This window comes from Streptomyces sp. NPDC044571 (genome assembly GCF_040647115.1).
GTDB lineage: Bacteria > Actinomycetota > Actinomycetes > Streptomycetales > Streptomycetaceae > Streptomyces.
This window is the reverse complement of the sequence record NZ_JBEZBN010000059.1, coordinates 15663-37055: the sequence shown is the minus strand read 5'-3', so window position 1 is coordinate 37055 and position 21393 is coordinate 15663. Positions and strand designations below refer to the sequence as shown.

The window sequence follows — 21393 nt, the reverse complement described above, 5'->3', positions numbered from 1 at the left end:
GAGAGCCTGCGGATCCGTGACCGTCAGCTTCCCCCGCAGCTCGGCCCGGACGATGCGCAGTCCTTGGCCCCCTGACGTATGCGTGCGAGCGCGTCTCTACTGGAGCGCGATGTTGCCGAGAAGGAACGCGTCCGCATTCTCGTCCACGCCGTCACCGGACTCGACCGATGCCACCGCCGACAACTCCGACTCGGATCCCGCCACGTTCTTCTTGTTCACCACGATGATGTCCCCTTCAGACGCGTGCAGCGCTCGGCGAAATGCCTCTTCGAGATTCGGCATCGGCACGGCAGCGCGTCAAGACTCCTGTCCGGCAGCCCCACCGCAATTCGAGGACCGGTCCAGGGAAATGCAGGAAAGTACACGGAGGCCACCGGGATCCGACCCTTGGAGACGCCCTCATGACCACCGCATCCCACCCGGCCGGGCAGCCCGTCCCGCAGACCCCGGCCGCCGACGTGCTCGCCGAGCTCACCGCGGTGCTGGCCGGCATGACGGGGACCGACGCCCACCTCGTCGACCCCGGGCTGCCGTTCCCGCTGCTGGGCCTGGACTCGCTGCGGGGCGTGGAGTTCCTCGGCGCCCTGGGGGCCCGCTACGGCACGCGGATCGAGGCGGGGGCGCTGGGCGAGCACCCGACCCCCGCGGCGCTGTCCCGCCACATCGCCGCGCGGCTCGGCGCCCCGGACGGCCCGGCCCCCTCCCCCTCCGCCTCCCCCTCCCCCGCGCCGGCGCCGGTACGGGCCCGCATCCCGCGGGACGAGCCGGTACTCACCGCCTTGCGCACCCAGCTGGCGCGGATCCTGCGCTGCGCGCCGGGCGACCTCGACGACCGGGCGCCCTTCACGGTGCTGGGCCTGGACTCCATCCTGGCGGCGGAGTTCGTCGAGGGCATCAACCGCACCTGGGGGCTGAAGGAACAGGCCGCCCTGCTCTACGACCACCCCGACCTCGCCGCCATGGCCACCCACCTCACCGAGCGGCTGGGCGTCCCGGCCCCCGCGCCGAAGACCGCCGGATCCGTCCCCGCCCCCGCGCCGGCCGCCGGATCCGTTGCCGCGTCCGCACCGGCGCGGGCGGGGGCCGCGGCCCCCGCCGCGCCGCCACTGGACCTCGACGCGCTGCTGGACGCGGTGCGCGACGACGTACTCGGCATCGACGAGGCCGCCGCCCTGCTGGCCGCCCGCACCGCCTGAGACGAGACGAGACGAAGGGCACGCCAGCCAGATGGACGACCGGGAAATCCTGACGCTCTTCAAGAACGGCACCCTGGAGCGCCGGCACGCGATGGCCCTGCTGACGGGAGCCCCGGCGGCCCCGCCCGGCCCGGCCGTCCGCCCCGCCGCGGCCACCGCCGACCCGGTCCCCGCCGTCGCCGCCGTCCCGGCCGCCGGCCCGCGCACCGCGGCGGCGCACGCGGGCGCCGAGCCCTGCGCCGTCATCGCGCTCCACGGCCGCTTCCCGCAGGCCGCCGACCTGGAGGCGTTCTGGCAGGTGGCCCTGGAGGCACGCGACACCTCGGGCCCGGCCCCGGACGGCCGCCCGCACGGCGGCGGCCCGGCGGCCCCGGGCCACTTCCTGGACGCCGTGGACGCCTTCGATCCGGAGCTGTTCGGGATCGACCCCGCCGAGGCCGCGCTGATGGACCCCCAGGAGCGGTTGCTGCTGGAGAGCGCCTGGCAGGCCCTGGAGGGCGCCGGCTACGCGGGCGCCCGCCTTGCGGGGCTCACCGGCGCCGACGGCACACCGCGCGCCGTCGGCGTGTTCACGGCCGTCGGCCGCTCCACCCAGGCCGCCCACGCTGCCCAGGCCGCCCACGCCGAACCCACCGCCGGCGCCCCGGCCCACGCCGCGGGCCGGCTCTCGCAGCTGCTGGACCTGCACGGCCCCAGCCAGAGCGTCGACACCGGCGACTCCTCCTTCCTCACCGCCCTGCACCTCGCCCTCGCCTCGCTGCGCGCGGGCGAGTGCGCGGCGGCCCTGGTCGCCGCCGCCGAACTGCGGCTGCACCCCGCACGGCAGCGGCCCGGCAGCGGTGAGGCCGTCACGGCCGTACTGCTCAAACCGCTGTCCGCCGCGCTGGCCGACGCGGATCCGGTGCACGCGGTGCTGCTGGCCGGAGCCGTCGGCCACACCGGCCGGGGCGAGGCCGGCCCGCTGCGCGAGCGCCTGGTACGCCGCGCCCTGGCCGCCGCCCGCGTCCCGGCCGCGGAGGTCGGCCTGACGGAGGACGCCGTGACCGTCGCGGCCTGCGTGGGCGAAGCCGGGGCGGCCACCGGCGCGGCCGCCCTCGCCCGCGCCGTACTCCAACTGCAGCGCGCCACGCGGCTGCCGGAGCCCGGCGGCCCCGCCGAGCCCGCCCCGTGGGCCGGCCCGGCGCCCCGCCGCGCCCTGGTGGGGGTGCACCCGGCGCACGCCCCGCATGCCGTGGTGCTCCTCCAGGAGGCTCCGCCCGCGGTCGGCCCCCCGGCGCCGCCCGGGGCGCCGGCGGGCCGGGCCGGGGAGCTGGTGCTGGTGTCGGCGCCCACTCCCGCGCATCTGGCCGCCACCGCCCGCCGGATCGCCGACTGGCTGGAGCGGCCCGAGGGGGCGGCCCACGAGCTGTCCGCCGTCGCCGGGGAACTGCGTACGGGACGGGCCGCGATGGCCTGCCGCCTCGCCCTCGTGGCGCAGGACCTGCCCGAACTCGCCTCGGCCCTGGCCGGCTTCGCCGAGCAGGGGCAGGCGCCGGGGGTGCGCACCGCGGATCTGCGCGCGGCCCCCGGGGATCCGCTGCTGCTGGACGGGCTCGACGAGACGCTCGCGTACGTCGAGGCCCTGTGGCAGGGCGGCCGGTGGGAGCAGCTCACCCGCCTGTGGCTGGGCGGCCTCGACGTCCTGACCGCCGCCCCGGCGCCCGGCACCGGGCGGGTGGGCACCCTGCCCACGACCGTGCTGCGCCCGCGGCCCCTCGGGCCCGGCTCCGCCGCGGCGGCGACGCGGGGAGGGCAGCGGTGAGCATCAACCTGCAGGCGGCGCCGATCGCCGCGCTCCCGGCCCCGGCTCCGGCTCCGGCTCCGGCTCCGGCTCCCACGGTCGGCGCCGCGCCGCACGCGCCCGGCCCGGTCACCCTGTGGCTGTGCCCCAACGACGACGTCGCCCCCGAGGTCGCGAGCCTGCTGGCCCGGCACTGGCTCGACGCCCGCGAGCAGAAGACCGCGGGCAAGTTCCTCTTCGAGCGCGACCGCCGCCAGTACCTGATCGCCCACACCCTGGTGCGGCGCGCCCTCGCCCTGGAGGCGGGCCTGCCCGAGGCCGAGCTGGTCATCTGGCGCTCCGCGCGCGGCCGTCCCTTCCTGCGGCCCGCCCCCGACGCCCTGCCGCGCGGCGGCTCACAGCTCGACTTCAACCTCTCCCACGCGGGCGGCTACAACCTGCTCGGCATCGTGCGCCGCCAGCGCATCGGGGTGGACGTGGAGCGGCTCGACGACCGGGACGAGCAGGCCATCACCACCATCGTGCGCACCTTCGCCGAGGAGGAACGCGCCTGGGTGGACCAGCTGGCGCCCGGGCGGGAGCGGGACCGGCGCGCGCTGCGCGTGTGGACGCTGAAGGAGGCGTACTCCAAGGCGCGCGGCCTGGGCCTGGGGCTGCCGTTCGACAGCTTCGTCTTCACGATGGACGACGAACGCGGTGTACGCGCCTTCACCCCGCCCGAGGACGACACGGGCCGGCTGTGGTGGTTCATCGAACTGGAGCCGGTGCCCGACGTGCTGGTCGCCGTCGCCGTGCCCGCCGACGCGGCGCAGGACGGGGAGATCCAGCTCAACCTGGGCTTCCCGTGGAGCCGGTCGGCGCCGCAGAATTTTCCGCTTCCTGCGCCGGTGGGCCTCGGCCCGGGGATTTCCCCGGCTTTTTGACGGATCTTCGGGCAACGGTTCCGGCATCCGTTTCGGTAACGGTTCCAAGGCATTTCTTTGCCGACGATTTACCTCCGGTTCGCCCTCTCCCATTCCTGTTCGGAAGCCGCCCGGCCGACCACCGCTGCGGATCACAAGTTCGCAGGTGGAAGGCGGCTCAAGAGCCACTAAAGGAAAGAGATGGAAAGCACCTTCCCCCGCTAGCGTTCCTGCAGCGGGGGCAGTTTTTTGGTCACCGGACGGAAAGAAAGAGACAAGGAACTCGACGAGTACGGAGGAGACCGTGAGGATTCAGGTTCTGGGTCCGTTGAGTGCCGAGGTCAACGGGGAATCCATTGTTCCGACGGCCGGAAAACCACGACAGGTTCTGTCGCTTCTCGCGCTCTATCCCGGGCGCGTCATGCCCGTTCCCACCCTCATGGAGGAGATCTGGGGCACCCAGCCGCCCAACAGCGCGCTGACCACCCTTCAGACGTACATCCTCCAGCTGCGCCGGCGCCTGGGCACCGCCATGGGCCCCGGCGCCCCCGGCGGGGCCAAGGAGGTGCTGGCCACCCGGCACGGCGGCTACCTGCTCCAGATCCCCGAGGACAGCGTCGACGTCCACGACTACGACCGCCTGGTCCGCGAGGGCCAGAGCGCCTTCGACGCGGGCGAGAGCCAGGTGGCCGCCGACCGCTTCCGGGCCGCCCTCGACCTGTGGCGGGGCCCGGCCCTGGTCGACGTACGGGTCGGGCCGATCCTCGACATCGAGACCATGCGCCTGGAGGAGAGCCGCCTGGTCACCGTGGAGCGGCGCATCGACGCCGATCTGCGCCTGGGCCGCCACTCCGGGCTGATCGCCGAACTCGCCGAGCTGACCGCGCGTCACCCCCAGCACGAGGGGCTCCACTCGCAGGCCATGGTCGCGCTCTACCGCTCGGGCCGGCAGGCATCGGCGCTGGAGGTCTACCGCCGGCTGCGCGTACGCCTGATCGAGGACCTCGGCGTGGAGCCCTCGCCGCAGCTCCAGCGGCTGCACCAGGCGATGCTGGCCGTGGACCCGCAGCTCGACGTGCTCGCCGGACCGCGGCACACCTCGACCTTCGACCTGTTCGCCGCGTAGGGCGTCCGGCGGCCAACCGCGGCGCCACACGGCCCGGGTACGGACCCGGTACAGCCCCGGTACGTCCCCGGTGGGGACCTCCAGCAGCCTTCGACGACCTCTTGAGCACCGGCGCGGACAGTGGGGTCTTCCGCACCGCCGTCGCCGTACCGCACAGGAGAGCGCGCCGTGGCCATCCTCAGATACCTGGAAAACCCGCTGGACGACCTGCTGCGGCGTGCGGCCGCCCGCGGCGGTGACGGCCCGGCCGTCACCGCCGGCGAGGCGACGCTGACCTACCCCGGGATGGATCGCGAGGCGGACCGGATCGCCCACTGCGTACGGCGCACGGTACGGCGCCCCGGCGCCGCCGTCGCGGCCGCCCCGACCCCCGACACCGTCTTCCCCTGCGTGTACTACGGCGTGCTGCGCAGCGGACACCCGCTGGCCCTGGTCGACCCGCAGATGGGACCTGCCGCCCTGCACGAGGTCCTCACGACGGCCGGCGCCGAGATCGCCTTCGTCCCCGCCGCCCTCGCCGAGGTTCTCCTCAAACTGGAGGACCGGCTGCCCCATCTGCACACCGTCGTGGTGACCGACGCCGCCGACGGGGTCGCCCCCGGCTCGGCCGTACCGCTCGCCGCGGCCCTGGCCGGCGTACCGCAGACGCCGTACGAGCCGGCCGCCGCCGACGTCGACGCCGTGGCCTGCACGCAGTTCACCCCGCACGGCGCGGGCGGGCTGCGCCCGGTCCGCTTCACGCACCGCAACCTCATCGCCAACGCGGCGCAGACCGCCATCGCCCACCAGCTGGTGCCCGGCGCCGTCGTCGTGAGCCACCTGCCGCTGCACCACCCCGCCCATCTCAACGCCGCCGTGCACGCCGGGAGCCGGCAGGTGCTGTGCACCGACCCGGACCCGTGGGCGGGCCTCGCCCTGGCCGCCCGCACCGGGGCCGCGCACTACTACGGCCTCTCCTCCCGCCTCGAACGGCTCGCCCGCGACGAGCGGTTCACCGCCGGCCACCCCGACCTGGCGGGGCTGCGGCTGCGCGCCGTACTCGCCGGCGGCACCGCCCTGGAGGCCGCCACCGCCCGGCGGCTGCGCGACGTCCTCGGCGTACCCGTCCTGCAGGGGTACGGCCTGCGCGAGCTGTGCACCCTCTCCCACCACCAGCTGCCCGGCGCACGGCCCGGACTGGGCGCGGTGGGGGTGCCCCTGCCCGGCACCGAATGCCGCGTCGTGGCCCCGGCGGGCCGCACCCCCGTCCCGGTGTGGGCGACGGGTGCCGTGGAGGTCCGCGGACCGCAGGTGGCCCCCGGCAGCCTGGGCGCGGCGGCGCCGGACGGAGAGGACGGCTGGCTGCGCACCGGTGACGCGGGCTACCTCGACGAGGACGGCGGACTGCACGTGGTGGACCACCTCGGCGACGTCTTCGCGTGCGACGAGGCCCTCGTGGCCCCCTCGCTGGTCGAGCGGGTGATCGGGGAGGACCCGCGGGTCGCGGAGTGCATCGTCGCGGACTGGCCCGACCCCGTGCACGGGGCGCTGGTGTGGGCCGGGATCGTGCTGCGCGACGGGGCGCCGTCCGCGGGGTCCGCCGGGCTGCTCGACGTCCTCGACTCGATCGCCGAACGCGCCAACTCCCGTCTGGGACCGGGCGAGCAGATCCGCCGCCTCGAAGCCCTCGACTCCGTCCCGCGCGGCCCCGGAGGCACACCCGCCCGCCGCCGCGTCCGCACCCGCCTGCACGCCCAGGCCGCCGTCGAGGCAGCAGCCTGAGGCCCATTTCCTCGGGCGGCTTCGCCTCCGGGGCCGCCCGTGCCGGCTCCAGGAGGACGTACGTCCTCGGAATCCGCTCGTTCCTCGCGCATTCCTCCGGGCGCTCGCCCTCCTTCGCCGGCGCGGCCCCTTCGGCTCAGCCGCCCGGGCGGCCACCGGCGGGACGGACCTCAGGGGCGGCGGACCGGGAGGGCGGCCAAGCCCTGCGCCAGGGCGTGCGCGCTGCTCTCCGGGCCGGAGACGCCGGTCATGACCACGTGGACCGCGTCCCCGCCGCCGTACGCGAGCCCCCGCGCGAGCTCGTACGCGGCCCGCGCGCCGGGACCGCTGCCGCACAGCACCAGGCGCCGCCCGGCCGCCCGCGCCTCGGTCAACTCCCGGGGCAGCGCCCCCGCAGCGCCCCGGGCCGGCGGGCCGGCCAGGTCCAGCACGACGACCTCCTCGGGGCCGCGGTGCCGGCGGGCGAACAGCTCGTACGCGCCCCGCGCCGCGCCCGCCACCAGCACGAGGCAGATCAGATCGGCCCCGGGAGCACCCGTGCGCAGTTTCCGCGCCCCGGTGCGCCCGGGCCGGGGCAGCAGCCGTGCCATCGACGGGACGTCGACGTCCGCCAGCAGGTCCAAGGCCTGGCCGACGGTGGCGTGCTGGTCGGGCAGTTCGGCCAGGGCCCGCAGCAGGCTCACGCACTGGCCCAAGGCGGCGGAAGCGTCGGCGTCGGCCAGGCTGGAGCGGTCGTAGACGGCGTTCAGGACCAGCGCGCCGCCGTTCTCGTGCCGCGCGAAGACCGTCAGGGGCAGGCCGGCTCCGCCTCCGGCCTGGCGCGGCTCGGCCACCTCGACGCCCTGGGCCCGCAGTTCCTCGCGCAGCGCCTGCGGCAGTTCGGCCGGGCCGTCGAAGGAGACCAGGGTGTCGGTGAGCCGTTCGCCGTCGTCGCGGCCGGTCCACTCGCGGATCCGGTCGGAGGAGACCCAGGGGTACGCCGCCATGTCGAGCAGGGCGTCGCGCACCTGGCGCAGCAGGTCGGCCAGCGGCTGCGCCGGGTCCACCCGGACGGTCATCGGCAGCGGGCCGGCGAGCAGTCCCGGAACGCCCGCGGCCCCGGGCATCAGGATGTCGCGGCCGGACAGCCGCACCCCGAAACTGACCTGCAGGGGGCCCTCGATGCCCGCCGCCCGGTACAGCAGCAGCGCCCACACCACGTGCAGCGCACTGCTCTCCCCGGCGCCCCGCGCGGCCGCCCAGGACCGCAGCCGGGAGGTGTGCGGTTCCGCCAGCCGCCGGTACAGCCGGCCGGCTCCGCTCTGCCGGGTGGCGCCGCCGCGGCGGCCTACCGCGGTGGCGGCATGGCGCGGGGGCGCGGTGCGCGTCCACAGCTGCCGGGCGCCCTCGGTGTTCTGACGGGCCAGCCAGCGGGCGTGGTCGCGCAGGTCGGGGCGGCGCTCACCGCCGGGCAGGCGGCCCCCGGCGAGGTAGGCGCGGTAGAACTCGCGCAGCAGCAGGTGCACGCTGCGCTCGTCGAGCAGCGCCCGGTGGTAGGTCAGCAGGATCCGGGCCGGTCCGTCCGCTTCGGCCTCCAGCACGGTCAGGCGCAGCAGCGGCGGGCGGTTCAGCGCGAAGCCCTGCCGGCGGTCCCGCTCCAGCAGGTCCCGCCAGCCGATGTCGCGGGCGCGGTGGTGGACGATGTCGGCGTCGGCGCGGGCGTGCAGGACCAGCCGCGGCTGGGCCGCCCAGTCGAAGGCGGCGCGCAGGACCGACTCGCGCTCGCAGACGGACTGCCAGGCCGCCCGGAAGCGGGCCCGCTCCAGCGGTCCGGTCCAGGTCCAGTGGACCTGTTCCAGGTGGCGGTCCGGCCCGTCGGGGCGGGTGACGGCCTCCAGCAGCAGTTCGCGCTGGTGGCCGGCGAGGGCGAGCGGCTCGCCGGTGCCCGGGTAGGGGCCCAGGAGGTCGGCCAGCAGTTCCGGGCCGAGCAGCGCGGGGCCGCCGTCGGTGCCGGGGAGCAGCCGCAGGGTGTGCCCGCCCGGGCCCGCGCAGTCCAGGGTGACCTGGAAGCCCCGGTGGCGTTCGGCGATGCGGGCGGCGAGCAGCTCGGCGTCCGCGTCCGTGCGCAGCCCGCGTACGTCCAGGAGGAGCGCGGCGCCGGGCGCGCGGTCCGCCACCTCGTGCACCACCACCAGGACCGGGCCGGGTCCGGCTGCCGCGTCGCGGCCGCTCATCGGCCGCTCCGTACGGTGTCGAGGGGCGGACGGGCGGGGCGCGGCGGCTCAGCCCTCAGCGCGGGCACGGCACGGCGGGCACGGTACGTACGCGGCCCGTTCACTGGCTTTCACGGCGTCCGCCTTCCTCTGCCCGGGCCGGAGGTCACCGGTCGCAAAAAGCGTAGTTCGCCCCCGGCCCCGGCCGCTGTTTCCTCAAGCAGGCCTGCACCGCGGCCCGAAGCGGTGTCGACCGCCGGCCCCCGGGGAGGGGTCGCGGGCGGGCGCCGGCGGTGCGCCGAGCTGACGACGTAGCGGTCCTGGACGAGGTGGGTGGCGAACTCCCACACCCCGTCACCCGCTCCGGCGTCCGCCCCTGCGTCCTGTCCCTCGGTCAGGACGGTGCGGCCCTGGCCGTCCCGGCCGAAGCCGAAGCCGGGGAACCGGCGCCGCAGTCCGTGCCCGAGCGCCTTGGTGTAGGCCTCCTTCAGGGTCCACAGGCGCAGCAGCCCGGCCCGGCGCTCCTCCTCGGGCAGCGCGGCCAGCGCGCGGCCTTCCCGGGCCGTGCACACGTGGTCGCGCAACAGGTCGAAGGAGAGGGCCCGGTCGGCCGGCTCCGCGTCCACGCCGATCGGCCCGGTACGGCTGACCCCGACCACGATCAGCTCGTCGGTGTGCGCGAGGTTCAGCTCCACCTCGCCACCCAGACCGCGCAGTACGGGCCGCCCGCCGGGGTGGTGGCCCAGGTCCAGGGAGGCCGGGGACACGTCCAGGGCGGTGGCGGCGGTGTACTTCATGACGGCGCGCGAGACGGCGAACCGCAGCCGCCCGGCCGCGGCCGGCGTCTGCCGGTAGCGCGGCCAGTCCTGTCCGAGCAGCGGGCGCAGTCCCGGGTCGAGGAGCGCGGCCGTCATCCACTGCCCCCAGGTCGTGAAGACCACGACCCGGCCGTGCTCGTCGAGCCGGTCCCCCACCTCCTCCCAGGGGCCCTCCGGGCCCGCCACGTGCAGGGGATCGGCGGGCTCGACGGGCCTCGCGGGCAGAGCGGGCCCGGCGGGCGGACCGCCGTTCACCACAGCACCCGGGTCGCGTACACGTCGCAGTCGACGCCCCTGCGGTCCCGGGCGTCCAACTCCGCCCAGACCCGCTGCTGCGCCGCGGTGGCGGCGGGGCCGCCGGGGCCCTCGGGGGCGATCCCGAGCCGCTCGGTGATCCGCAGGGCCGCGAGCAGCGCCCAGGGGCGCCCGCCGAGGAACAGGCCCCGGCCGTCGTCGGCGGCCCCCTGGACCCCGAGCACGGCGGCCCCCAGCAGCACCATGGCCTGCCGGTCGGCGACGGCCCGGACCGCGGGGTCGCGGGGGTCCGCCTCCTCCGCGGCCCGGCTCGGCCTGAGCAGGGCGCGCTGTTCGCTGAGCAGCCGCCCGGCCACCCGGGCGAGGACGGCGGTGAACGGGTCGTCGCCGTCGTCGGCCGGGCCGGCCTGGGCCGCCGCGGTCAGCCGGGTGTGCGCGGCGGCGGGCACCGCCACCAGCGTGTCGTCGCTGCCGGGCGACGGGGGGAAGCTCCGGACGGGCAGCTCCTCCCCGAGGCGCAGCAGCGGCCCGGAGCCCGCCGCGTCCCCCCGGCGCGCGAACGCGGCGGCCAGCGCGGGCAGTTCGCGTACGAGCTCGGCCTGGCGGGCGGCCACCTGCGCCTCGCCCGCTGCGGCCGCGGGGAGATCGGCGACGAGCTTGGCCACCGTGCGGCGCGCCTGCGCACCGGCACCCAGGCCGCTCTCCCGCAGGACCAGGTCGAGTTCGTCGAGTACGTCGCCGACCACGACCGGCACCACGTACCCGGCGGCCGCCCGCACCGCCGGGCCGCAGCCCTGGGGCAGCGCGAGCGCGCGCAGGGCCACGCCGAGGAGGCTCTCGCAGGCCAGCAGATCGGCGAACGCGGCGGCCAGCGGGCCCCGCCACTGCCGGACGGCGGCGTCGTGCGGACCGCGGTCGGCCACCACCCGTACGGCGGCGCGCAGCGCCGTGCCTGCCGAGGCGACCAGCGCGGCCGGGGCCAGCAGGGCCTCCAGCCCGGCCGCCGGTGCGCCGCCCGGGGCGCCCGCGGCCCGGGCGCCGCTCAGGCCCTGCACGCACTGGGCGTGGCCGAGGGCGAGGTCGCGGCGCAGCAGCGGGCGCAGGACGCGCACCAGTTGCTCGCCGCCGACGTACTCGCCGCCCCTGTGGGCCCCGGCACTGTCGCCGGCCCCGTCGGTCCCGCCGCTGTCGCCGCCCCCGCAGGCCGGGCGGAACTCGGCGCCCACCAGGCCCGCCAGCAGGGCCGCCGCGCGGTCGGGCGCGGGGGAACCCTGCGCGAGTGCCCGGAAGCCGTACGGGTTGGCCTCGTCGAGGGGGTCGCCGAGCAGCGCCTCCAGGCGTACCGCGCGCAGCGCCAGATCGACGGTGGGGGCGAGCGCCGCGTACGAACGGGCCGGCGCGGAGGCCCGCGCCGGCCGCCGTGGCGGGGACGCCTGCGCACCCGCGGCGGAGGGGCCGGGCGCGGGCACCGGGGTCCCAGCGGGCGCCGGGGTCTCCGCGGGCGCCGGGGTCTCACGGTCCTCCAGCGGACCGGGCCGGGTGAGGGCCATCTACGGCCTCCTTCTCGTGCTCATCGCAGGCTCGTACTCATGCAGGCTCGTGCTCATCGCATCGCAGGCCGTGCTCATCGCAGGCGCCGCACAGCGCTCTGTGCATGCCATCGGGCCAGGGTCAGGGTCTCGATGCCGGCGCGCCCCAGCCACGTCCGCACGTACCGGCCGGCCTCCACGAGGCCGGTGCCCGCACCGAGCACCTCCTCGACGGCCTCCTCGCGCAGCATCACCTGCCGGGCGCAGCCGACCCGCACGCCGTCGCCCTCGGGTACGAGGGACCACTCGCCGCTGTGCGCGGCGATCAGGCCCGGCGCCGCGGGCTCCTTGTAGACGATCCGGGTGGCCGAGGGGAAGCACAGCCGCACCGTGCGGGTGGTGACGGACCGGCCGTCGGGGTCTGCGGTGTCCATGACGGCCAGCTGCACGCCGGGCTCGTCCTCGGTCACCTCGACCGCGTCCACGTGGGGCAGGAGCCCGCTCCAGTCCCCGATCCGGTAGAGGAAGTCGTAGACGAGCTCGGCGGGGCCGTCGACGTGCACGCTGTCCTCGAACGACAGCAGCAGCCCGTCCAGGCGCTCCCAGCGCTCGGCGACCTCCTTGACGGCGGCGACCAGGGCGGCTGCATCCCGCTGCCACTGCTGCCGACTGTGCGCGGTGCCCGCGGAGGCCGTGCCCTCCAAGGCGCGTTCCTGGCGCAGGGTCAGCAGCGACCCCGTCTCGCCGTGCGCCTCGACGGACCAGGTGCCGGTGGTGGGCAGGCCGGGGCGGGCGGCGTCCTCCTGTTCGAACGCGACGGTGCGGGCGGGGGGATCCAGCACCCGGCGCAGGTGCAGGGAGCGGACCCGCTCCCCGGCCGGGTCCATCTCCCACAGCCGCAGCCGTTCGCGGACCCCGTCGAAGTCGAGGCGCTCGACGTGGACGGGCAGGGGCAGCAGGAGGGGCCAGCGCACGGCGTCGGCCAGCAGCCCGTAGACCACACCGGCCGGGGCGGCCACCCACGCCGTCTGCTCGCTCGCGTGCACGCGCTGCGACGGCATGAGTGCACCTCCCCTGATCGCCCGTGCGGGTGTGCCCAGCCTGCACCTGGCGACTTGAGCCCTCCTCAACCGCCGAGCACGGCGGCTTCCCCGCTGCGGGCCGGCGGGACGGCCGCGGCCGGCTGCCCGGCCTGGGTGAGGGCGTCGGCCAGGACCCGCCAGATCTCGGCGGCCAGGTCGATGTTCGCGTCCTGCTGTGCCTGCTGGGCCAGGGCGCGCAGGCCCTGGATGCCGGCCGGGTCGCCGCCGAGGATCAGCAGCTGGTGGCGCAGGATCTCCAGCCGGACCTGGCCGCGGTAGGTCATCCTCGACGGGTCGGCGGCCAGCGCGCCGAGCAGGTCGCGGGCATCGTCGTAACGGCCCGTGGCAAAGGCGAGGTCGGCCTTGAGGGCCGTCAGGTCTTGGCGCAGGGCCGGTGTGCCCGCGAAGGCGAGGGCGGCCTCGGCCTCGGCGGCGCGGCCCTGCGCCTGGGCCGGGTCGGCGGGCAGCTTCTGCAGGTGCAGCCGTGCGGTGGCCAGGCGCAGCCGGATCCACAGGATCAGGTCCTCCTGGCTGCTGAACCGCTCGATGGCTTCGTCCAGGCATGCCTGGGCGCCCGCGTAGTCGCCCTGGCGCATGCGGACGGCGGCAGCGGTCCACATCGACTCGGCCCACAGGGCGTCGGTGCGGCCCTCGACGAGGGCGGTCAGCTCGTCGGCGTGCGTACGGGCGTCGCCCATCCGCCCGGCCTCGGCCTGTACGGAGACCAGCGCGAGCAGGGCGGCGGCCCGGTCCTCCACGCCCAGTTGCTCGCGCAGGGCGATCCCGTGGGCTTCGACGGCCGCGTCGAGGGCCGGGGTGATCTCGCCGACGGAACGCAGGCAGCGGGCGAGCCGGGTCAGGCCGCGCACCCGCAGCTCGCTGACCCCGACCTCCTCGCCGAGCGCGACGAGTTCGGTGAGCCGGTCGCGTTCCACGGCGAGGTCGCCCTGGATCCGGGCGGCCCGGGCGAGCAGCCACAGCGCCTGCCAGCGCAGGACCGGGCTCTCGTGGCCCTCGGCGGCCAGCGCCTGGCGCAGCGACTCGATGGCGTCGGGGGCGCCGGTGGAGGCGGCCAGGGTGAGCGCGTGGGCGAGGGAGCCGGTGGCCGGCTCCTCGAAGTCGGCGGGCTGCAGGCCCAGTCGGTCGGCGAGGTAGGCCACGGCCCGCTCGGTGGGCTGGCGGGCCCCCGACTCCAGCCGGGAGAGGTAGCCGGTGGACATCCCCTCCCCCACCAGCGCCGTCTGGGACAGGCCCTGGGCCATCCGGAGCTTTCTCAGGCGCTGTCCGAACGCGGGCTGTCGCAGCATGAGCATCCCTGAGGTCGGTGGGCAAAAGAATCGGCGGGTGAGTCGGCGGAGCAAGGAATCGGGAGGCAAGGAATCGGCAGGCAAGGAATCTGTCGGGAACCGGCTTCGAGCGTAGGTGACCGGGAAACAGCCGGGCAAACCTTTGCCACGCGCACGCGCCCGCTCTCGTGCGGATGCCGTGCGTTCCTCAAGCGTTCCTCGACCGCATCCCGGCAGACTCTCCAGAGCCCGGCCGTCGACCGGCCGGTGACCTGCTCTTCTCGTATCGAGCGCCGGGGAGTCGACGATGAGGCCATCGGTGTGCGCACCCCGGGCAACCCAACCGGCGCACGCCCCCGCCGACCCACACCAGTCGGCCGAACCGGTCCAGGACGTGATGAACGAAGACGACATCGGCTGGCCCAAGTAGGCCCTCCCCCGGCCGACCAAGGCGGCCGCTCCCACCCGCGCCGGCCCGGGGCGGCCGTGCGGCAAGCCGTGCGGCGGCTGCAGGGCCGCCCCGGCTGCACGGCTGCACGGCTGCACCCCGGCTTCTGGGTGCGGGAGCCCCGCGTCCGGGGTCGGTGGCGTTCGGGGGCGTCCCGTCAGTCGACTGTCCTTCCGTGTCGGTCCGGGCCCTCAAGGGCGCTCCTTCGTCGCGTCGCTTCGCGATGGCCTTCGGCCACCCTTGACTGCCCGGCCCGCCCCGGAAAGACAACAGACTGCCGGGAAGCCCCCGAAGGGTGGCCGGGGGGGTGAGAGTCCAGGAGCGGGCCCCGTCGGTGAGGGGCGGGCCGATTCCCGCTGCCGGTTCCTCAGCCGGGGTCGATTGGCCCCTTGTTCCGAGCCCCGGCCAGGTCAAGCCGTAGATGGGGACGTTGGGATGGGCATCCAGGGCCCGGTTGCCCGCGGCCCACCGCCGGGCGAGAGGCCGGTGCTCTAGCCGGCGCGGCGCGTGGTCAGGGGGGCCAGCGAGCGCACCGGCTCGGTGTCCAGCGGGCGGAGCGCCTCGTCGAGCGCTGTTGTGGTCAGCTGCCTGCCGCCGGCGGCCACGTACCCGTCGGGGCGGATCAGCAGCCAGCTGCCCGCTGCGAGGCCGAGCCCCTCGCGCAGCCGGCCCTCCGGGTCGGCCAGCGGGGCGGGGCCGCCGCCCAGAGCGACGGTGCGCACCGAGAGCCAGTCGCGGTGCTGCTCCCGCGCGGCGAGCGCCGTGTCCACGGCCTCGCCCGTGCCCTCCGGCACGTACAGCAGCGACCACCGCGGATCCCGCAGCTCCGCCCGCAGGCCGTCCGTTCCCGGGTCGGCGGCGCCCGCCGGGGGGACCGCCGCCCGCGACCCGGCGCCCGGCAGGCCGGCGCCGTCCACCCGGGTGTTCAAGGGGCTGGTCGGGTAGCCCGGTTCGGGCCCGGACAGGGTGTCGAGCACGTTGCGCTGGATGGTGCGCCCGATGGCCCGGTGCATCAGCCCGGTGCCGCGGACCAGGTCCATCACGGCCGGCAGTACCAGCCCTGCCAGCTGCCCGAGGAGGTGGGTCGTCTGCGAGCCCAGCAGCGCCCGGCACACGGGCAGCCGCTCGGCTTCGTACGTGTCCAGCAAGGCCCGCCCGGCCGAGCCGCGTTCGACCATGGCCAGCTTCCAGGCGAGGTTGTACGCCTCCTGGATCCCGGTGTTCACGCCCTGCCCGGCCGCGGGACTGTGCACGTGGGCGGCGTCTCCGACCAGGAAGCACCGGCCGACCCGCATCCGTGTCGCCATGCGCCGGCGAAAGGCGAGGACGGAGCTCCACTCGGGCTCGCCGACCCGGACTTCGCGGCCCAGCCCGGCCGACAGCTTCTGCGAGAAGCGCTGCGCCGGCGGGCGCAGGTCCGCTGCCGCGTCGGCCGCGGCGGTGTGCAGCAGCCGCCAGTGCCCGTCCCGCGCGTAGGGCAGCATCAGCAGGGCCTGTCCGTCCGTGTGCACCCAGTGGATGGAGCCGGGGTCGAGGCCGGCCCCGGCCACCGGTGCGTCCACGATCTCCAGGGACTGCGCGCTCTGGCCCAGCAGCGGAAGGCCCAGCTGCCGGCGGACGGTGCTGTGCCGGCCGTCGCAGCCGACCAGCCAGTCGGCCTCGTACGCCTCCTCGCGCCCGTCGGCGTGCGCCAGTCGCACCCGTACGGGGGTGTCCCCGTCGGCGGACTGGGCGAATCCGAGCAGCCGCACCCCCCACTCCACGCGGACCCCGAACCGCCGGGCGGCCTTGCGCAGCAGGGCTTCGGCGCGGGGCTGCCCGATGACGAGGGTGAAGGGGAACCGGGTCGGCATGCCGCCGTGGCCGCCCGCCAGCCGGACGAGCCGCCGGCCGCCGGCGAACAGCGTGAAGGCGTCCACGTGCCGGCCCTGCGCGAGCAGCGGGCCGGCCAGGCCCATCTGGTCGAGGGTCTCCAGCGTGCGCGGGTGCAGGGCGACGGCCCCGCCGGAGTCGCCCGCGCGCCGGGGCCGGGCGGCCATGTCGACCACGCGGACGCGCAGTCCGCGCCGGGCCAGCTCGCAGGCGGCGGTGAGCCCGGCCGGCCCGGCACCGACCACGAGCACCTCGGCGCGATCGGGCCGGACGGTCACCACGATGTCTCCCAGGGCTCGCCGGCAGGGGGATTCCACGGTGCCCGGTCCCGCTCGACGGCCGCCGGAGCTTCGCTCGGGAGCGCTTCCGGTCAGGCGGCGTACAGGTCGAAGGTCGACCCCCGCTTCGGCCCCGCCGGCACGTCCAGCGCGGGATCCACGGCGAGCATGGCCTGGTGGAGCCGCTGGAGCTGCGGCGACGGCTCGACTCCCAGGTCCTCGATCAGCCGCGCCCGCAGTCTGCGGTAGCCGTCCAGGGCCGCCGCCTGGCGGCCCGAGCGGTACAGCGCCACCATCGCCTGGGAGTGCAGCCCCTCGTGCTCGGGGTGGCGGGCGGTCAGCTCCGCGAGCTCCGCCAGCAGTTCGCCGTGCCGGCCGAGCCGCAGGTCCGCGTCGATCCGCCGCTCGACGGTGACCAGCCGGCTCTCCTCAAGCCTCGTCACCTCGATCTCCAGGACGCGTCCCGCGTGTACGTCGACCAGCGCGGGCCCCTGCCACAGTGCGAGCGCCTCGCGCAGCCGGGCGGCGGCCGCCTCGTCGTCCCCGCGTTCGAAGGCGTCCTGCCCGCGGGCGACGAGGCCCTCGTACAGGTGCACGTCGACCGACTCCGGCGGTATGTGCAGCACGTACCCGCCGTGCCGCGTGGCCAGCACGTCCTTCGCCGCGCCCGCGCCGCCGGAGCCGCCCGGCCCCATGGCGATGCCGAGCTTGCGGCGCAGCTGCAGGATGTACGTCTGCAAGGTCGTGAGCGCGCTCTGGGGCGGTTCGGCGCCCCATATCTCCTCCATGAGCGTGGGCACCGGCATCACCCGCCCCGGGTAGAGCGCGAGGAGCGTCAGGATCTGCCGCGGCTTGCGGGCGGTCGGGAGGATCGAACCACCGTCGACCTCGGCGCTCAGCGGGCCCAGCACCTGGATCCTCACGGGCACGGGCATGGTCACACCGCCCTTTCCAGGAACGCGCCGGCGTCGGCGGGCGCCGTGTCCGTCCGGTACGCCTCCGCCCCCGCGCCGGCCACGAGGCCCGGCAGCAGCAGGTGCCACAGCGCCGAGACGTTGCGCTGCAACTCCCCGTAGGGCATCCCGGTTCCCGCCATGACCTCGATCCCGCAGGCCGCGGCCGCGACCAGGGCCTGGGCGCTCTCCCAGTCCCGGCCCGCCACGGGCAGTTCGCCGGTGTCGCGGGCCAGACGGAGCAGGGCGCGCACCACCGACATCCACGTCGCCTGGAAGTCCACCGGCGCGGGCCTGGTCTCCGCGGCCGGCCGCACGCCGGTCGCGGTGCACTCCTTGGTGATGCGGAAACTCGCGGCGACCGCCGGGTCCTCGTACAGCGTGCGCGCCAGCCAGTGCGTCATGTCGATCAAGGTCTGCAGGGGCGAGGCGCCGTCCTCGCGCAGCTGCCGTACCGCTCCGTGCAGCAGCGCGCAGCCGCGCTGCTGCACGGCCTGCGCGAGCTCGTCCTTGGAGGCGAAGTGGAAGTACAGCGCCCCCTTCGTCACTCCGGCCGCGCTCGCGATGTCGCCGAGCGTCGCGTTCGCGTACCCGTGGAGCTGGAACATCCCGGCGCCCGCGCAGACCAGCCGCCTGCGGGTCCGCTCCGACCTCTCCTGCACCGAGCCGCCTCCTCTCGCCCGCCGCCGCCCCCGGTCCTGGGCCGGCCCGACGCCGTGGCGGCCGCCTCCGGGCCCGGCTCCCCGACCCGACACCCGGGCCTCAGACCCGTACGAGCGGGGCGGGCCGGCCGCCTGCCTCCGCGCCCACCTCGGCCAGGTTCTCGGGGCCGGCCATCAGGATCGACCGCTGCAACCGGCGCAGCCCGGAGGACGGTTCGAGCCCGAGCTCGCGCACGAGGGTGGCGCGCAGCCGCTGGTACACGTCCAGGGCCTCGCCGCGCCGGCCGGAGCGGTGCAGGGCGAGCATGAACTGCCCGTGCAGGTTCTCGTGGGTGCGGTAGCGGCTCACCAGCACCGTCAGCTCGGCGAGCAGTTCCCGGTGCCGCCCCAGCCGCAGGTCGGCCTCGATCCGCTGGTCGAGGGCGCACAGCCGGGTCTCCTCCAGCCGCCGGGTCTCCATGTCCAGCTGGACCCCGCCCTGTACGTCGGCGAAGGCGGCCCCGGACCACAGGGCGAGCGCCTCGCGCAGCAGTCGCGCCGCCGAGGGGAAGTCCCCCGCGTCCATGGCGCGGTAGCCCATGCCGGCGAGCCGGTCGAACTCCCGGACGTCGAGGGTGCCGCCGCCACTGTTGAGCAGGTAGCCGCCGGGCAGGGTGACCAGGACGTCCTTGGCGGTCCGCGAGGCGTCCTCCCGGGCCGATTCGGCGTCCTGCGGGCTCTCGGCGCCTGCTCCCGCGCCCTTTTCCAGGGCGGTGGCGATGAGTGCGCGCAACTGCAGGACGTAGGTCTGGAGCGTCGTCCGCGCACTGCGCGGCGGTTCTCCGCCCCACAGTTCCTCTATGAGTGCCGCCACGGGCACCACTTGGTCGGCATGGAGGGCCAAGAGGGCCAGGACCTGCCGGGGCTTGGGGGCGGTCGGCGTGATGGAGACTCCGTTCTCCCGCACTGCCAGTGCGCCCAGTACATCGATGTCCACGCCGTACTCCCCTGTCCGTGGATGAGCCGTCCGCCGTGATCTCAGTAAAAAACAGGACCCGCGGTTTGTCAATACAAAACCGACCGTGCTGTTTTTGTTTCCCTGACTGACGTCATGGTTGCCGATCACGGCTTTGACCTGCTGTTTTATCGACCGAACGGGTTCTTGGCGGGAGCAGGACCCCTCTCCGTTCGCTCCAGGTTCCCTCCAGACGGAGACGATCCCCGCCTAAAACAGACCGTGTGGACGTCTACGGGCCCGCGATCCCTTCGGCCCGGAGGTCGCCCAGCAGTCCGGGCCGCACGAGCGTCGGCAGCAGCAGCCGCCAGAACCGGGTGACCGTGGCCGCCGCGAGCCACACCGCGTCCCGCGCCCCGAGCACCTCGAAGCCGACCGTCGCCGCCACCACGGCGGCCACCCCGTCCTGGGCGTCCACCGCGGGATGCAGTTCGCCCTCCGCGGCGGCCCGGGCCAGCAGGTCCTCGACCCACCGCTGCCAACAGCGGCTCAGATCGGTCTGCGCCGGCCGCGCCGCCTCGACGCTCAGCTCGAAGCCCGCCCGCAGCACCACGTCGCCGCGCAGGGCGCGGGCCAGCCCGTGCGTGACGTCGACCAGGAGCTGTACGCGGCTCGTCCCGGGCGGGAGGGCGGCGTCGGTGACGGCGAACAGCCTGGCCAGGGCGGCCCCTTCGACGGCGTCGGCCAGCGCCGCCTTGCTGGCGAAGTGGAAGTGCAGCGCCCCGTTGCTCACGCCCGCCAGGGTGCTGATCGCGGCGAGTGAGGCCACCGCGAAGCCCTCCCGGTCGATGATCTCGGCGGCGGACCTGATCAGGGTCTCGCGCGTACGCGCAGCGCGTTCCTGCTTGACCATCGACTGCTCCGTCACTGCGGGAGATGGCCGGGTGACGCCCCGGGTCAGGACATCCTAACAAACCGTCTGTGCGGTTTTCCGAGACGAGATCCGGCCGACCCTCTCCCGCCGGTCCCCGAGGTCTCCCACACCTTCCCCGCGTCCGCTCGACGGCCGATCCAGACGCGCTCGACCCCCGGCGTGGCCGAAAACCGGGTAACGATCCCGCAGATGATCACCGAAGAGGGGTTTCACCAGCGGAAACGTGAGAATCGGAATAAATCCCTCCCCGGTTTGCCCGGAGCGGAGGCTCGGATACCCCTAGAAATTAAACCGGTTGGTATGTATCTTCCCCGGCCAGAGGCAATCTGCGCCTCTCTCGCCAGCGCACCCAGGGGGAGCAATGTCTGCGAGCACGTTCCACGTCGAACGCACCACGACCGAACAGGACCGGACCGGGTCGGCCCCGGCCTTGGCCGTCATCCCGAACAGCTTCCGCTACCCGTCGCTGACCGTCACCGTCCCGAAGGAATTAGTGCACCGGGCCGCGGTCTCCGAGGTCATGCTCACCGACTGGCAGCGCCTGGACGAGACCCACTTCGTCATGACCGCCCAGTGGCCCCGCGGACACAGCTTCTTCACCCCGGTGGCCGACGGCTACCACGACCCGCTCATCGGCTGCGAGACGCTGCGCCAGATCGGCATCCTCCTGGGCCACGCCGAGTTCGGCGTCCCCCTCGGCCACCAGTTCATCGTCTGGGACATCGACATCGCCGTCCGGCCCGAGCACCTGCGGGTGGGCTACGCCCCGGCCGCGCTCGACATCGACGTCACCTGCACGGAGATCAAGCGGCGCGGCAGACGCCTGTCCGGGCTGCGCTTCGAGGCGGTGTTCCGCCGCGAGGGCCACGTCGTCGCGACGGGGGGCGGCTCCTTCTCCTGCATGACCCCGGAGGTCTATCGCCGCCTGCGCGGCGACCACGCCCGCGACGGCGACTGGTACCAGCTCCCGCTCATCAGCCCGGCGGCGCCGCAGAGCGTCGGACGCATGTCCCCCATGGACGTCGTCCTCTCGCCCACCGCCGACCCCGCCCGCTGGCAGCTGCGGGCCGACACCCGCCACCCGGTCCTCTTCGAGCACGCCGTCGACCATGTACCGGGGATGGTGCTGCTCGAAGCGGCCCGGCAGGCCACCGCCGCCGTACTGGGCCGCTCCTCCTACCTTCCGCTCGGCATCACCAGCGCGTTCACCCGGTACGCCGAACTGGACGCGCCCTGCATGATCGAGGCGCGCCGCCTGCCCGGGGCGCTGCCCGGCGGCGAGCAGGCCGTGCGGGTGACCGCCCACCAGGGCGGCCACCCCGTCTTCAGCTCCACCGTGACCGCCGGCTCGCACGGCTGCTGACCTGGCCGGACACGGGGGCCGC

General features: G+C 75.6%; 17 protein-coding genes. 6 read left to right on the top strand and 11 right to left on the bottom strand.

What is annotated here, in order from left to right; all coding sequences use genetic code 11:
- Window positions 1-96 precede the first annotated feature (96 nt).
- Complete coding sequence (locus tag AB0B01_RS25885; RefSeq protein ID WP_361723639.1) at window positions 97-222, bottom strand: hypothetical protein; 126 nt, start codon at window positions 220-222, stop codon at window positions 97-99.
- Window positions 223-401: 179 nt separating this feature from the next.
- Here AB0B01_RS25885 and AB0B01_RS25880 point away from each other — a divergent pair, with 179 nt between their 5' ends.
- From AB0B01_RS25880 to AB0B01_RS25860, 5 genes are all read left to right on the top strand, one after another.
- Window positions 402-1196 carry an acyl carrier protein gene (locus AB0B01_RS25880; RefSeq protein ID WP_361723636.1) on the top strand — a complete coding sequence of 265 codons (795 nt, stop codon included), beginning with the start codon at window positions 402-404 and terminating at the stop codon, window positions 1194-1196.
- A 31-nt stretch (window positions 1197-1227) separates the two neighbouring features.
- Window positions 1228-2997 (top strand): polyketide synthase, encoded by a 1770-nt coding sequence (locus AB0B01_RS25875; protein WP_361723633.1) that lies wholly within the window; start codon window positions 1228-1230, stop codon window positions 2995-2997.
- A complete protein-coding gene (locus tag AB0B01_RS25870; RefSeq protein ID WP_361723630.1) occupies window positions 2994-3899 on the top strand; it encodes a 4'-phosphopantetheinyl transferase superfamily protein in 906 nt (301 codons plus the stop codon). The genes AB0B01_RS25875 and AB0B01_RS25870 overlap by 4 nt, the downstream gene beginning before the upstream one ends.
- A 283-nt stretch (window positions 3900-4182) precedes the next feature.
- A complete protein-coding gene (locus AB0B01_RS25865) occupies window positions 4183-5004 on the top strand; it encodes an AfsR/SARP family transcriptional regulator (protein WP_356852998.1) in 822 nt (273 codons plus the stop codon).
- A gap of 168 nt (window positions 5005-5172) precedes the next feature.
- A complete protein-coding gene (locus tag AB0B01_RS25860; RefSeq protein WP_361723627.1) occupies window positions 5173-6765 on the top strand; it encodes a class I adenylate-forming enzyme family protein in 1593 nt (530 codons plus the stop codon).
- Between the two features lie 170 nt (window positions 6766-6935).
- On the opposite strand, the gene AB0B01_RS25855 is transcribed toward AB0B01_RS25860, so the two are convergent.
- From AB0B01_RS25855 to AB0B01_RS25810, 10 genes are all read right to left on the bottom strand, one after another.
- Window positions 6936-8978, bottom strand: a complete 2043-nt coding sequence (locus AB0B01_RS25855; RefSeq protein WP_361723624.1) for a condensation domain-containing protein — start codon at window positions 8976-8978, stop codon at window positions 6936-6938.
- A gap of 110 nt (window positions 8979-9088) precedes the next feature.
- The gene (locus AB0B01_RS25850; RefSeq protein WP_361723621.1) at window positions 9089-10030 is read right to left on the bottom strand and encodes a 4'-phosphopantetheinyl transferase superfamily protein; all 942 of its coding nucleotides are present in this window, start codon (window positions 10028-10030) and stop codon (window positions 9089-9091) included.
- Entirely contained in the window at window positions 10027-11580 is a 1554-nt protein-coding gene (locus AB0B01_RS25845) for a hypothetical protein (protein WP_361723618.1), read from the bottom strand. Before AB0B01_RS25845 ends, AB0B01_RS25850 begins: the two co-directional genes overlap by 4 nt.
- A 74-nt stretch (window positions 11581-11654) precedes the next feature.
- The gene (locus AB0B01_RS25840; protein ID WP_361723616.1) at window positions 11655-12620 is read right to left on the bottom strand and encodes an SRPBCC family protein; all 966 of its coding nucleotides are present in this window, start codon (window positions 12618-12620) and stop codon (window positions 11655-11657) included.
- A 65-nt stretch (window positions 12621-12685) separates the two neighbouring features.
- Window positions 12686-13948 (bottom strand): helix-turn-helix transcriptional regulator, encoded by a 1263-nt coding sequence (locus AB0B01_RS25835; RefSeq protein WP_361723613.1) that lies wholly within the window; start codon window positions 13946-13948, stop codon window positions 12686-12688.
- Between the two features lie 918 nt (window positions 13949-14866).
- Entirely contained in the window at window positions 14867-16525 is a 1659-nt protein-coding gene (locus tag AB0B01_RS25830; protein ID WP_361723610.1) for an FAD-dependent oxidoreductase, read from the bottom strand.
- A 92-nt stretch (window positions 16526-16617) separates the two neighbouring features.
- On the bottom strand, window positions 16618-17448 hold the full coding sequence (locus AB0B01_RS25825) for an AfsR/SARP family transcriptional regulator (RefSeq protein WP_361723645.1): 831 nt from the start codon (window positions 17446-17448) through the stop codon (window positions 16618-16620).
- A 14-nt stretch (window positions 17449-17462) separates the two neighbouring features.
- A complete protein-coding gene (locus AB0B01_RS25820; RefSeq protein ID WP_361723607.1) occupies window positions 17463-18140 on the bottom strand; it encodes a ScbR family autoregulator-binding transcription factor in 678 nt (225 codons plus the stop codon).
- A gap of 100 nt (window positions 18141-18240) precedes the next feature.
- Window positions 18241-19116: an AfsR/SARP family transcriptional regulator gene (locus AB0B01_RS25815; RefSeq protein ID WP_361723604.1), complete on the bottom strand. Its 876-nt coding sequence runs from the start codon at window positions 19114-19116 to the stop codon at window positions 18241-18243.
- Window positions 19117-19366: 250 nt separating this feature from the next.
- Window positions 19367-19987 carry a ScbR family autoregulator-binding transcription factor gene (locus tag AB0B01_RS25810; protein ID WP_361723601.1) on the bottom strand — a complete coding sequence of 207 codons (621 nt, stop codon included), beginning with the start codon at window positions 19985-19987 and terminating at the stop codon, window positions 19367-19369.
- 382 nt (window positions 19988-20369) lie between these two features.
- Here AB0B01_RS25810 and AB0B01_RS25805 point away from each other — a divergent pair, with 382 nt between their 5' ends.
- On the top strand, window positions 20370-21371 hold the full coding sequence (locus AB0B01_RS25805; RefSeq protein WP_361723598.1) for a ScbA/BarX family gamma-butyrolactone biosynthesis protein: 1002 nt from the start codon (window positions 20370-20372) through the stop codon (window positions 21369-21371).
- Window positions 21372-21393 lie beyond the last annotated feature (22 nt).